Here is a 12,644-nt window from a genome sequence, read left to right on the forward strand (position 1 = left end):
GTCTCAGGAAGGCGTCCGCGCCGCCGCGGCCAGCAGCCGGGTCACGTCCTCGGCGCAGATGGTGAGGGCCGCGCCGACCGTCGCGAGGACGTCGCGCTCGGCGGGCGTGTACGGGCCGTCGGCCAGGGCGATGCGGGCGCCCTGCAGCAGGATGGACTCGCGGCCGGCCGCGGCGAGGTGCGGGGCGAGCGGGTCGAGGGCCTCATGGAGCTCTATGGCCAGCCCGGCACCGCACGGCTCGGAGAAGACCCGCCCGGTGTCCGCCGCCAGCGCCTCGACGAGGGCGCCCAGCCCTTCCTCCGTACAGTCGTCGAAGCCGGCCGCGCGCACCGTGACCGCCGCGGCCTCCAGGGCCGGACGGGCGCACGTGCCGCCCGCCGCCAGCACCGCCAGGGCGACGGTGTGCACGGCGTCGCGGAGCATCGCGGAGAAGCGGGTCGTGGTCGGGTGGTCCAGGACGTCGGTGCCGAAGTGACGGCGGCAGGCCGCGCACTCCACGACGGGCGCGGTCTCACCGCGCGGCAGGACCGGCACTCCGAGCAGAGTGAAGCGGCGGTGCCCGGTCAGCCGCTGGTAGTTGCGGTCGCCCCCGCATCCGGGGCAGAAGAACTCGCCGTCGCCGACCGGCGACCACGCGGTGCGGGTGCCCAGGATGCGCGCAGCCCTGGCGGCACGGCCGTCTTGTCCCCGTCCTGGCAGCACGTCGCACCTCCGTAACACCGCGGCAACATCGCCGCGCTTGCGTGATGTTAGCCACATCACGGACGCGGAGTCAGTACCCCGAACGAGACCTTTCCGTGACCTGCACAGGTCAATGGCCGGAAACAGACGTGCCCCGCCCACCGAAATCACGGCGGACGGGGCCTCTGATCGCCGGGGTCAGCGGCGCCGCCAAAGGGGCGCGGGGAACTGCGCGACCAGCCACGAACGACCCGCGGCCGCCCGACAGTCCATAGCGGCACTCCCCTTACGCGCCCCCTCCGGAGCGAACCGTCAACGAGCCGCCCTGTTGACGGCCGACACAACCGCCTTCAGCGACGCCCGCGTCGTATTGGCGTCAATGCCGATCCCCCACAGCACCTTGCCGTCGATCGCACACTCGATGTACGACGCGGCCTGCGCGGACGCGCCCTCGCTCATCGTGTGCTCCTGGTAGTCCAGCAGCCGCGCGTCCACACCCACGGCGTCCAGCGCGTCGAAGAAGGCCGAGATCGGACCGTTGCCGGTACCGGACAGGACGGTGTCGACGCCGTCGACCGTCGCCTCCACCTTCAGCGTGTCCACGCCGTCCGTGTCCGTCGTCGACTGGCCGTTCTTGACCTGGATACGACCCCACGGGTTCTCCGGGTTCGGCAGGTACTCGTCCTGGAAGGTCGCCCAGATGTCGCCGCCGGTGACCTCGCCGCCCTCGGCGTCCGTCTTCGCCTGGATGATCTTGGAGAACTCGATCTGCATCCGGCGCGGCAGGTCCAGCTTGTGGTCGTTCTTCAGGACGTACGCGATACCGCCCTTGCCGGACTGCGAGTTGACGCGGATGACCGCCTCGTAGGAGCGGCCGACGTCCTTGGGGTCGATCGGCAGGTAGGGAACGGCCCACTCGATGTCGTCGACCGTGACGCCCTTGGCGGCCGCGTCGGCCTCCATGGCGTCGAAGCCCTTCTTGATGGCGTCCTGGTGGGAGCCGGAGAAGGACGTGTAGACCAGGTCGCCCACGTACGGGTGGCGCGGGTGGACCTCCATCTGGTTGCAGTACTCCCACGTACGACGGATCTCGTCGATGTCGGAGAAGTCGATCTGCGGGTCGACGCCCTGCGAGAACAGGTTCATGCCCAGGGTGACCAGGTCGACGTTGCCGGTGCGCTCGCCCTGCCCGAACAGACAGCCCTCGACGCGGTCGGCGCCGGCCATCAGCGCCAGCTCGGCGGCGGCGACGGCCGTACCGCGGTCGTTGTGCGGGTGGACGGAGATGACGACGTGCTCGCGGCGGGAGATGTTGCGGCTCATCCACTCGAAGCGGTCCGCGTGCGTCGAGGGGGTCGAACGCTCCACCGTGGCGGGCAGGTTGAGGATGATCTCGCGGCCCGGACCGGGCTGGTAGACGTCCATCACCGCCTCGCAGACCTCCAGCGCGAAGTCCAGCTCGGTGTCGGTGAAGATCTCGGGGCTGTACTGGTAGCCGAACTCGGTCTCCGGGCCCAGCAGCTTCTCGGCGTACTCCATGACCAGGCGCGTGCCGTCGACGGCGATCTGCTTGATGTCGTCCTTGGAGCCACGGAAGACGACCCGGCGGAAGACCGGCGCGGTGGCGTTGTACAGGTGGACGGTCGCCCGCTTGGCGCCCTTCAGCGATTCGACGGTCCGCTCGATCAGGTCCTCGCGGGCCTGGGTCAGTACGGAGATGGTGACGTCGTCGGGGATCGCGCCCGGCTCCTCGATGATCGACCGTACGAAGTCGAAGTCCGTCTGGCCCGACGCCGGGAAGCCGACCTCGATCTCCTTGTAGCCCATCTTGACCAGCTGGTCGAACATCCGGCGCTTGCGCTCGGGCGACATCGGGTCGATCAGGGCCTGGTTGCCGTCACGCAGGTCGGTGGAGAGCCAGCGGGGGGCGACGGTGACGCGGTTGTCCGGCCAGGTGCGGTCCGGGATGTCGACCTGCTCGTAGCGGCCGTACTTGTGGATCGGCATGGAACTGGGCTGCTGGCGGTTCGCCATGTTTGCGGGGCTCCTCAGGATGTCCGGAAGGACGGCCGACGACGCAACGCGAAGCTCCGCGGGGAGGGAGTCGACCTGGACTACAGGCCCTCGCCGCGGCAGCTAAGAAGAAGCAGCCCGAAACGCATGATGCTCCGCATGCTAGCCGAGCCCCTTCGGACGCGGGGCGCCGTATCAGTATGCGGGACCCCTGGAACGAATGGGGCAAAAAGTGCGCCATACCACTTCGTCACAGAGCGTGCGGTCCCCTGTCCGCATATTTCACCAATCATGGTTGCGGGTAGTGACAGCGGCATAACTCAGTGCAAGTGTGCCGGGCATGACGACCAACGGGGGCTTCGTGCCCGTCTTCTGCACCGTCGTACCGCCGCATGTCCTCGACAAGCTGGCCCGCAACGACGACCCCGCACTCTCCGGTCCCGCCCAGCGGACCTTGATGCGAGACAGCGAGCTGCGCGGCAGGCGCCGCGTCACGACCGAGTTCGCCCTCGCGGCCGCCCCGACGGCGAAGGCACCGTCGGACCAGCCGCTGCGCACCATCTACGACGCCGAGCACAAGGCCGCCCTGCCCGGCACCAAGGTCCGCGGCGAGGGCCAGGACCCCGGCCAGGACGCCACCGTCAACCGGGCCTACTCCGGCCTCGGCGCGACCTTCGAGCTCTTCCTCAAGGCCTACCGGCGGCACTCCATCGACGGCGACGGCCTGCCCCTGGACGCCACCGTCCACTACGACGAGAACTACAACAACGCCTTCTGGAACGGCGAGCAGATGGTGTTCGGCGACGGTGACGGCGAGATCTTCCTCGACTTCACCATCCCGATCGACGTCATCGGCCACGAGCTCACCCACGGCGTCACGCAGTACACGGCCAACCTGACCTACTACGGCCAGCCCGGCGCGCTGAACGAGTCCATGTCGGATGTCTTCGGCGCCCTGATCAAGCAGTACACGCTCGGCCAGACCGCCGCCGAGGCCGACTGGCTGATCGGCGCCGGCCTGCTCGCCCCCAGCGTCTCCGGCAAGGCCCTGCGCTCCATGAAGGAGCCGGGCAGTGCGTACGACGACGACGTGCTCGGCAAAGACCCGCAGCCCGCGACCATGGACGACTACGTCCGCACCGGCCGCGACAACGGCGGCGTCCACATCAACTCCGGCATCCCCAACCACGCCTTCTACCTGGCCGCCACCGCGCTCGGCGGCAACGCCTGGGAGAAGGCGGGCCAGATCTGGTACGACGTCCTGACCGGCGGCGAGCTGTCGGACCGGGCCCTGTTCACCGACTTCGCGGGGCTTACCGTCAAGGCCGCGCGCGAGCGCTTCGGCGACGGCGGCGAGGAGCTCCAGGCCGTGTCGAAGGCGTGGGAGCAGGTCGGGGTGCGGATCCCGTAAGTCCGTACTAGACAGGGACCCATGCGTATTCAGGTACGGCGCACGGGTGGATTCGCGGGCATCGAGCGGCTCGCCGAGGTGGACACCTCGGAGCGGCCCGACGCCCAGGAGTGGCACGCCCTGGCCGATCGCGCGGTCGCGGCCGGCCGGGGCACGCCCCCGATCGGGGTTCCGGACGGCTTCAGCTACCAGATCACCGTGGACGGCAAGACGGTGTACTGCTCGGATCCCCGGCTCACGGACGAGCAGCGCAAGCTGATCTCCAGGGTGCTGAAGGAAGGAGCGTGACGGGCTCACGCGATGGGCGGTAACGGGTAGTTCACGCCGGGGCGTTGACTTCCGTTACCGCCGGTACGGATGATCCGGCGCATGGTGACTGATGCGCGCGGCGCGACGAACCCGATACCGCAGTTCCCGGCCGGCTTCCTGTGGGGCGTCTCGACCTCGGCCCACCAGATCGAGGGTGCGACGGACGAGCGCGGGGCATCCGTGTGGGACGCCTTCACGGCCGAGCCGGGCAAGGTGAAGGACGGCTCCACGGCCGCGGTGGCCTGCGACCACTACCACCGCTACCCCGAGGACGTGGCGCTACTGGCCCGCCTGGGCGTGGGCGCGTACCGCTTCTCGGTCTCCTGGCCGCGGGTGAACGCGCCGCAGGGCCTCGACTTCTACGACCGTCTGGTCGACGAGCTGTGCGCGGGGGGCGTACGGCCGGTGCCGACGCTCTTCCACTGGGATCTGCCGGTCGCCCTGGACTGGCTCGACCGGGACACCGCCGCCCGTTTCGCCGAGTACGTCTCGGTGGTCGCCGAGCGCCTGGGCGACCGCGTCCAGAAGTGGATCACGATCAACGAACCCGCCGAACACACCCTCCTCGGCCACGCCCTCGGCACCCACGCCCCGGGCAAGCGGCTCCTCTTCGACGCCCTCCCCGCCGCCCACCACCAGCTGCTGGCCCACGGCCTGGCCGTCCAGGCCCTGCGCGCGGCCGGCGCCACGGACATCGGCATCGCCAACTCGCACGGGCCGACGTGGCCGGCGTCGCAGGAACAGGCGGACGCGGAGGCGGCCGACTTCTACGACCTGCTGCTCAACCGACTGTTCTCCGACCCGGTCCTGCTGGGCGAATACCCGCACGGAATCGGCGAGTTGATGCCAGGGGATGTGGACTCCGACCTGAAGATCATCGCGGAGCCCCTCGACTTCTACGGCGTCAACTACTACGCGCCGACCCGCGTGGGCGCCCCGCAGGGCACGGAGATCGAGTTCGGCGGGGTGAGCATGCCCGCCGAACTCCCCTTCTCCGTACGGGAGATCGAGGGCGTGCCGACGACCGACTTCGGCTGGCCGGTGGTCCCCGAGGGTCTGACGGAGCTGCTCACCGGCTTCCGGGAGCGGTACGGCGACCGGCTGCCGCCCATCGTCATCACCGAGAACGGCTGCTCGTACGAGGGGGTCGACGACCAGGAGCGGATCGCCTACCTGGACGGTCACATCCGCGCGCTGCACAAGGCGGTGGAGGCGGGCGTGGACGTACGGGGCTACTTCGTCTGGTCGTTGCTGGACAACTTCGAGTGGGCCGAGGGCTACGCGCGCCGGTTCGGGCTGGTCCATGTGGACTACGAGACGCTGACGCGGACGCCCAAGGCGTCGTACGGCTGGCTGCGGGACGTGCTCCGGGCGCAGGCCCAGGGATGACGGTCGACGCCCTGGCCGAACCCACGGAGCGGGTCGGCCGGGGCTGGACCGCTGCGCTGTCGCTGGCCAACGTGGCGATCTGGGTGGGCTGGTACGGCCCGCTGCAGATCCTGCTGGCCCAGCAGGCGGAGGACTTCGCGCCCGGCACGGGGATGTCGAAGGAGACGCTGCTGGCCTGGGTGACGGGCGCGGGCGCGGCAGTGTCGCTGGCGGCCAACCCGTTCTTCGGCGCCCTGTCGGACCGCACCACGGCCCGCTGGGGCCGCCGTACGCCGTGGATCGTGGCCGGTGCGGCGGGCGGGGCGCTGTCGCTGCTGCTGCTCGCCGGGGCGGGCGGGCTGTGGGCGATGGCGGTCGGCTGGAGCCTGGTCCAGCTGACCCTGAACGCGGCCTTCGCGGCGGTCACGGCGGCCGTACCGGACCGCGTGCCGCGGCTCCAACGGGGCGCGGTGGGCGGCTGGTTGGGGGCGGCGCAGATCCTCGGGGCGGTCGCCGGGACGGGGCTGGCGACGGCGGCGGGCGGGATCGCGGCGGGGTACGCGGCGTGCGCGGTGTTCGTGACGGTGGGGGTGCTGCCGTACGTGCTCCGGTACCCGGATCTCCGGCTGGGGGCGGCGGACCGGCCGGCGTGGTCCTGGCGGTCGTTCGCGCGGGGCTTCTGGCTGAGCCCGCGCCGCCACCCGGACTTCGGCTGGGCCTGGCTGACCCGGTTCCTGATCAACCTCAGCAACGCGCTGGTCATCCTCTATCTGCTCTACTACCTCCGGGACCGCCTGCACCACGACGACCCCGAGCAGGGCGTGCTGATCCTCACCGCCGTGGACAGCGTGGCGCTGCTGGCCACGGTCGTGGTGGGCGGGGTCTGGTCGGACCGCGTGGGCCGCCGCAAGCCCTTCGTGAGGTGGTCCGGGGTGCTGATGGCGGCGGCCACCGCCCTGCTGGCCGTCTGGCAGACCTGGGCGGGCGCCATCGTCGTGGCGGCATTGCTGGGCGTGGCCCTGGGGGTGTTCATGTCGGTCGACTTCGCGCTGATGACCGACGTCCTGCCCGAGGCACGGGACCGCGGGAAGGACCTCGGCGTCATCAACGTGGCCAACGCCCTGCCCCAGGTCGCGGCGCCCGCCCTCGCCGCGCCGATCGTCACCCACCTGGGCGGCTACCGGATGCTGTACCTGGTGGCGGCGGCGGTGGGGCTGGCCGGGGCGGTGCTGGTGGGGCGGATCAGGGGTGTGGACTAGGGGCCGGGGCGGCCGGGCCGGGAGGCGATCAGCTCAGCATTCGCCGCCCCACCGTGCGCTGTGCAGGGTGACGGGGCCCTCGAAGGTCACCATGTTGGTGTCGTTCGGGTAGTGCAGGCAGCCCTTGAAGTTGCCGCCGTTCTCCGGCGTGGCGGTGAGGTTGTACCAGATGTGGTCGGCACCCGGCTGGCGCACACCGTTGTTGACGATGGTCACCCCCTTCTCGGAGTGCAGGTCGTACAGATTCCCCTTCGACTTCCACTTCGGCTTGCCCGACGCCGTGTCGTTGTTCCAGACGCAGACGTATTCCCTCGGACAGTCCGCCGGGGCGGCCGCCGCCGACGGCGCCGACGCCACACCCATGGCGGCCATCATCAGCACTGCCGCCACACCCACGCCGGCCTTCGCGCGCAACCGTGTCTTCACCATGTCGCCCCTCCGTTTTCGGTCACTCGGGGCAGCCGTGGTCAATTCGGCCGCCCCCAAGTGGCCAGCATCACGCATGGTTCAAGGCTCCGGTCCCTGACATCTGTCAGGCAACCGGAGGCCGGTCACAGCGCTCCGGCCTCCCGGGCCGCGTAAACACTGGGGAACAGCGGCCGATACCCCAGCTCACGGCGGATCCGCTCCGTGGAGGTGATCACGAGCCACGGGTCGGGATCGGTGCGGTCATACAGCTCCTCGGGAACCTCGACCCCGTTGAGCTGGTGCAGCTCGACCGCCGTGACGGGGGCGTCGTCGGCGATGTTGTAGACGCGGCCCGCGATGCCCGGCGCGTGCAGGATGCGCAGCAGCGCCTGGGCGACGTCCGCGTGATGGCCCATCTGGAGCCGTTGGGTGGCCGCCCAGTTCCGGGCCCACATCAGGGACTGGGCGAGATGCGGATCGCCCTCGCCGTAGACGAAGGGGAGCCGGGCGACGCGCACGTCCAGCCCTTCCATGGCGAGCAGCTCCCGCTCGGCCTCGGCCTTGGACTCGGGGTAGGCGCCCCACATCGCCCCGCCGGGCCGGGTCTCGTCGTCCTCGGTGAGCGGGCGACGCCGTCCGACGCCGTACACCAGTCCCGTGCTGACCTGCACGAACCTCCCCACCCCGGCGGCCAGCGCGGCGCGCCCCAGCTCCACCGCCGCGTCCCGGTTGACGGCCCGGGCCTCCTCGTCCGGGACCCCGCGGAAGGACGCTGCGACGTTCACGACCGCGTCGACCCCGGCGACCGCCTTGCCCAGCACCTCCGCGTCCCGCAGATCACCGACGACGACCTCGGCGCCCAGCTCGGCGAAGGGCTCTCCGCGCGCCGCGTCCCGCACCAGCACCCGCACGCGCTCCCCCGGCCGGGCCTGCGCCAGCAGCCTCGGCGTGAAGCGGCGGCCTACCTGACCCGTCGTACCTGTCACCAGCGTCAGCATGTTCTGCTCCTCTCGTCACCGACCACCCTCGGACGGAGCCGGTGCGCGCGGGAGAGACCCGTTGATCAGGGGATCGGCAGTCCCTGGATAAGCCGGGCGGCGTGCCGCAGCCTTGAGGGGTGAACCGAGCCGAACTCGCCGACTTCCTCCGCCGCGGCCGTGCCCGCCTCGACCCGTCCGACGTGGGCCTCACGGCCGGCACCCGCCGCCGTACGCCGGGGCTGCGCCGGGAGGAGGTGGCGGCGCTGGCCGGGATGTCCGTGGACTACTACGCGCGGCTGGAGCAGTCCCGGGGGCCGCGTCCGTCCCGCCAGATGCTGACGGCGCTGGCCCGGGCGCTGCGCCTCGCCGACGTCGAGAGCGACCACCTGTTCCACCTGGCCGGCGAGGAGCCGCCGCGCCGCGAGACGGCGTCCGGGCATGTCCGCCCCGGCCTGCTGCTGATCCTGGACCGCCTGCACGACACCCCGGCACAGGTGGTGACCGACTGCGGCGAGGTACTCGCCCAGAACGCCATGGCCAGGGCGCTGGTCGGCGACGTGATGTCCCGCCCTCCGCGCGAGCGCAACCTGGCCCGCCTGTTCTTCCTGGACCCGGACGCACGCGGCCTGTTCCCTGAGGAGGACCGCGCGGAACACGCCCGCGGCCACGTCGCGAGCCTGCGCGCGGTGGCCGCCGCCCGCCCCGACGACCCGGAACCGGCCGCGCTGGTCGCCGAACTCAGGTCATCCAGCGAGGAGTTCGCCCGCCTCTGGGACGAACATGAGGTGTCCCAGCGCAACCGCGCCACGAAGCGCTTCCTGCACCCTTTGGTCGGCCTGCTGGAACTGGACTGCGAGGTCATGCTCAGCCACCAGCACCACCACCTCCTGATCGTGCACACGGCACGACCGGGGACGGAGGCGTACGAGCGGCTGCAGTTGTTGCGGGTGGTGGGTCTGCAGGACATGGCACCGAGCCGGAAATGACAGCACGGGGGCCATCGCATCTCGGCGCCGGTCCCGGCATTTCAGCCCGTTGGGGGTGCCCCCTCTGGGGGAGTTTGAGGACGAGGCCCGTTCAGGGCCGAAGCGGGGGTCTGGGGGCGGCAGCCCCCAGGGACGGGACGGGTAGGGGCGGCGGGGGCGAGAAGAACCCTCAGAACCCCAACTTCCGCAACTGCCGAGGATCCCGCTGCCAGTCCTTCGCCACCTTCACATGAAGGTCCAGGAACACCGGCGTCCCGAGCAACGCCTCGATCTGCTTGCGCGACTTGATCCCGACCTCCTTCAACCGCTTCCCCTTGGGCCCGATGATGATGCCCTTCTGGCTGGGCCGCTCGATGTAGACGAACGCGTGGATGTCGAGGAGCGGCTTGTCGGCGGGCCGGTCCTCACGCGGCAGCATCTCCTCCACCACGACGGCGATGGAGTGGGGCAGCTCGTCGCGCACACCCTCCAGCGCGGCCTCACGGATCAGCTCCGCGATCATGACCTGCTCGGGCTCGTCGGTGAGCTCACCGTCGGGGTAGAGAGCGGGACCCTCCGGCAGAAGCGGGACGATCAGATCGGCCAGCAGACCCACCTGCTTGTCGCCGACCGCCGAGACGGGAACGATCTCGGCCCACTCGAACCCGAGCTCCTTGCCCAGCTGATCGATCGCGATCAACTGCTCGGCCAGGGTCTTCGGATCCACCAGATCGGTCTTGGTGACGATCGCGATCTTCGGCGTCTTCTTGATCGACGCCAGTTCCTTCGCGATGAAACGGTCACCGGGACCGAGCTTCTCGTTCGCGGGCAGGCAGAAACCGATCACGTCGACCTCGGCCCAGGTGGTGCGTACGACGTCGTTCAGCCGCTCGCCCAGCAGCGTGCGCGGCTTGTGCAGTCCCGGGGTGTCGACCAGGATCAGCTGGGCGTCGGGCCGGTGCACGATGCCGCGCACCGTGTGCCGCGTCGTCTGCGGCTGGTTCGCGGTGATCGCCACCTTCTGGCCGACCAGAGCATTCGTAAGGGTGGACTTGCCCGCGTTAGGGCGGCCCACGAAGCAGGCGAAGCCGGCGCGGTGGGGTGCCTCGGACGGCTCGGATGACTGGTGGCGAACGCTCATGGCGCCCATTCTCCCTGATCCACAACCCCCTGCCGTACAAGGGAGCGACCCAGAGACACCGTGCCCCTCGCTGCCGCAAGCGTCGACACCGGCGACACCGGCGACACCGCCTGGCTGCTCGCCGCCACCGCCGTCGTGCTGCTGATGACCCCGGGCCTGGCCCTGTTCTACGACGGCATGGTCCGCACGAAGAGCGTCCTCAACATGCTGATGATGAGCTTCGTGTCCATCGCCCTGGTCACGGTCGTGTGGCTGGCCTGCGGGTATTCGCTCGCCTTCGGGGACGACGCGTTCGGCGGCCTCATCGGCGGGCTCGACCTCGCCGGCATGTCGGGCCTCGGCCCGGACAGCGTCCAGGGCACCGTCCCCACCCTCCTCTTCGCCACCTTCCAGCTCACCTTCGCGATCATCACCGCCGCGCTGATCAGCGGCGCGGTCGCGGACCGGGCGAAGTTCGGGGCGTGGATCGTGTTCGTGCCCGTGTGGGCCCTCGGCGCCGACGGCCTCGCGGCCGCCGTCTTCCTCGACACCCTCGCCGCCGGCTGCACCGGCCTGGTCGGCTGATCGGCGTCTTCGCGACGGCGACGATGACGGGCGGGGCCGAAGGGCTGCTGTACGGCGGCGGGCTCGCGCAACTCGGCAAGCAGCTGGTGGCGATCGTGGCCGTGGCGGCATACGCCTTCCTCGTCACGTACGGCATCGCCAAGGTCATCGACAAGGCCATGGGCTTCCGGGCGAGCGAGGAGCAGGAGCACACCGGCCTGGACCTTACGGTGCACGCCGAGAGCGCCTACGATCACGGGGTCCTGGGGCACGGCGACCCGGTCACCGCGTCCGTCTCCTCCCCCGTCCCCGCCACGCAGAAGGTCCACAAGCAGGCATGAAGCTGATCACCGCGATCGTCAAGCCGTACCGGCTCGACGAGGTCAAGACCGCTCTCCAGGAGATCGGTGTGCACGGTCTGACCGTGACCGAGGCGAGCGGCTACGGCCGCCAGCGTGGCCACACCGAGGTGTACCGCGGCGCCGAGTACCAGGTGGACCTGGTGCCCAAGGTCCGGATCGAGGTCGTCGTGGACGACGCGGCGGCCGACGACGTCATCGACGCCATCGTGAAGGCCGCCCAGACCGGCAAGATCGGCGACGGCAAGGTCTGGGCGCTGCCGGTCGACACGGTCGTACGGGTGCGGACGGGCGAGCGCGGCCCCGACGCGCTGTAAGCGCCGGACGCCGGGACCGCGCCCCCCTTCGGAACGTCAGCGCGTCACGCGCGCCGTGTGGGTCAGTCGAACACGAACGGGCCCGGCGACTGCGGCCCGGTCGCCGTGCACGTGATGGTGATGCCGAAGACGGTCATCTGCAGCGAGCCGCCGAAGGCCTCCAGGCTGTCCCCGGAGGCGACGGTGCCGCTGAGCGGGCCGACCTGGACGGGGTCGCCGGCGGCCATCGCCGGGTTCTCCGTGCCGGTGAAGGCGGTGGTGCCGCCGCTCGCCTTCACGAGGGTGAGCGTCGAGGAGATCGAGTCCTCCCCCAGCGCGATCGGCGCGGTGATCGCGGAGGAGTTGACGGTGATGGTGGCGGCGGTGCCGTTCTGCGTCGCCGTGAGGGTGGCCTCGCCGCCGCCGAAGCTGCCGCAGTCGGCGGTGATCGTGGCGGTTTCGGGGGTGACGGCGAGGGCTGCGGGCGCGAAGGCCAGTCCGGTGACCGCGAGGGCACCGGCCACCAGCGCCGCACCTGCTCCGATGCGCGTTCGTCTCATGGGGATGAGCTCCCTTCCCGTGGGGATTGCCATGTGGGGATGGACGGGAGGTACATGAGCAGGCCGTCGGCCGCAGGCGAGCGTGGTGCGGGACGCCGCATGGGGGGGTGAATCTGACGACCCGTCGGAACTGCTGTTTCCATTGATACGCGTGGGGCGGGGCCCGGCAAGGGTGATTTCCGGACGACAACAAGCGCTCTCCCTCGGGGCGGGCTCCGCCGACAACGGCGCCCGGAACAGCGGAGTGTGACCGGACGGGTACCGGCCGCGAGGAGCCGCGAGAAGCCCGGCCGCCCGTGAACAGGGCCACCGCGAAAAGGCCTACGGCGTTGTCAGTCCTCCGGCGTACTC

12 protein-coding genes and 1 pseudogene are annotated in these 12,644 nt (G+C 70.7%); 7 read left to right on the forward strand and 6 right to left on the reverse strand.

The features are described from left to right. Positions 1-3 precede the first annotated feature (3 nt). Entirely contained in the window at positions 4-702 is a 699-nt protein-coding gene (locus tag EJ357_RS15140) for a TerB family tellurite resistance protein (RefSeq protein ID WP_126392124.1), read from the reverse strand. A gap of 291 nt (positions 703-993) precedes the next feature. Next, the gene (gene leuA, locus EJ357_RS15145; RefSeq protein WP_126392125.1) at positions 994-2,715 is read right to left on the reverse strand and encodes a 2-isopropylmalate synthase; all 1,722 of its coding nucleotides are present in this window, start codon (positions 2,713-2,715) and stop codon (positions 994-996) included. Between the two features lie 319 nt (positions 2,716-3,034). On the opposite strand from leuA, the gene EJ357_RS15155 reads away from it, so the two are divergent. The 4 genes from EJ357_RS15155 to EJ357_RS15170 all read left to right on the forward strand — a co-directional run bounded on the left by EJ357_RS15155 (position 3,035) and on the right by EJ357_RS15170 (position 7,041). After that, on the forward strand, positions 3,035-4,105 hold the full coding sequence (locus EJ357_RS15155) for a M4 family metallopeptidase (protein ID WP_126392126.1): 1,071 nt from the start codon (positions 3,035-3,037) through the stop codon (positions 4,103-4,105). A gap of 21 nt (positions 4,106-4,126) precedes the next feature. Continuing rightward, positions 4,127-4,393, forward strand: a complete 267-nt coding sequence (locus tag EJ357_RS15160) for a protealysin inhibitor emfourin (protein ID WP_126392127.1) — start codon at positions 4,127-4,129, stop codon at positions 4,391-4,393. A gap of 69 nt (positions 4,394-4,462) precedes the next feature. After that, positions 4,463-5,803, forward strand: coding sequence for a GH1 family beta-glucosidase (locus EJ357_RS15165; RefSeq protein ID WP_126392128.1), 1,341 nt, complete (start codon positions 4,463-4,465; stop codon positions 5,801-5,803). Then, positions 5,800-7,041 (forward strand): MFS transporter, encoded by a 1,242-nt coding sequence (locus EJ357_RS15170; RefSeq protein ID WP_126392129.1) that lies wholly within the window; start codon positions 5,800-5,802, stop codon positions 7,039-7,041. The genes EJ357_RS15165 and EJ357_RS15170 overlap by 4 nt, the downstream gene beginning before the upstream one ends. 33 nt (positions 7,042-7,074) lie before the next feature. Here the strand turns inward: EJ357_RS15170 and EJ357_RS15175 are convergent, their stop codons facing one another. Together EJ357_RS15175 and EJ357_RS15180 are read right to left on the reverse strand one after the other, a co-directional pair. Next, positions 7,075-7,470: a peptidase inhibitor family I36 protein gene (locus EJ357_RS15175; protein ID WP_175647399.1), complete on the reverse strand. Its 396-nt coding sequence runs from the start codon at positions 7,468-7,470 to the stop codon at positions 7,075-7,077. 122 nt (positions 7,471-7,592) lie between these two features. Further along, on the reverse strand, positions 7,593-8,447 hold the full coding sequence (locus EJ357_RS15180) for an NAD-dependent epimerase/dehydratase family protein (protein ID WP_126392131.1): 855 nt from the start codon (positions 8,445-8,447) through the stop codon (positions 7,593-7,595). 119 nt (positions 8,448-8,566) lie between these two features. Between EJ357_RS15180 and EJ357_RS15185 the strand changes: the two genes are divergently transcribed. Next, positions 8,567-9,415: a helix-turn-helix transcriptional regulator gene (locus EJ357_RS15185; protein ID WP_126392132.1), complete on the forward strand. Its 849-nt coding sequence runs from the start codon at positions 8,567-8,569 to the stop codon at positions 9,413-9,415. Positions 9,416-9,584: 169 nt separating this feature from the next. Here the strand turns inward: EJ357_RS15185 and era are convergent, their stop codons facing one another. Beyond that, positions 9,585-10,544 (reverse strand): GTPase Era, encoded by a 960-nt coding sequence (era, locus tag EJ357_RS15190; RefSeq protein ID WP_175647400.1) that lies wholly within the window; start codon positions 10,542-10,544, stop codon positions 9,585-9,587. A gap of 51 nt (positions 10,545-10,595) precedes the next feature. Here era and EJ357_RS15195 point away from each other — a divergent pair. Both EJ357_RS15195 and EJ357_RS15200 read left to right on the forward strand, forming a co-directional pair. Beyond that, a pseudogene (locus EJ357_RS15195) lies at positions 10,596-11,419 on the forward strand (ammonium transporter). Further along, on the forward strand, positions 11,416-11,754 hold the full coding sequence (locus tag EJ357_RS15200; RefSeq protein WP_062724541.1) for a P-II family nitrogen regulator: 339 nt from the start codon (positions 11,416-11,418) through the stop codon (positions 11,752-11,754). Before EJ357_RS15195 ends, EJ357_RS15200 begins: the two are co-directional and overlap by 4 nt. Before the next feature lie 62 nt (positions 11,755-11,816). Here the strand turns inward: EJ357_RS15200 and EJ357_RS15205 are convergent, their stop codons facing one another. Continuing rightward, the gene (locus tag EJ357_RS15205) at positions 11,817-12,293 is read right to left on the reverse strand and encodes a hypothetical protein (RefSeq protein ID WP_126392134.1); all 477 of its coding nucleotides are present in this window, start codon (positions 12,291-12,293) and stop codon (positions 11,817-11,819) included. Positions 12,294-12,644 lie beyond the last annotated feature (351 nt).

Source organism: Streptomyces cyaneochromogenes, from assembly GCF_003963535.1.
GTDB lineage: Bacteria > Actinomycetota > Actinomycetes > Streptomycetales > Streptomycetaceae > Streptomyces > Streptomyces shaanxiensis.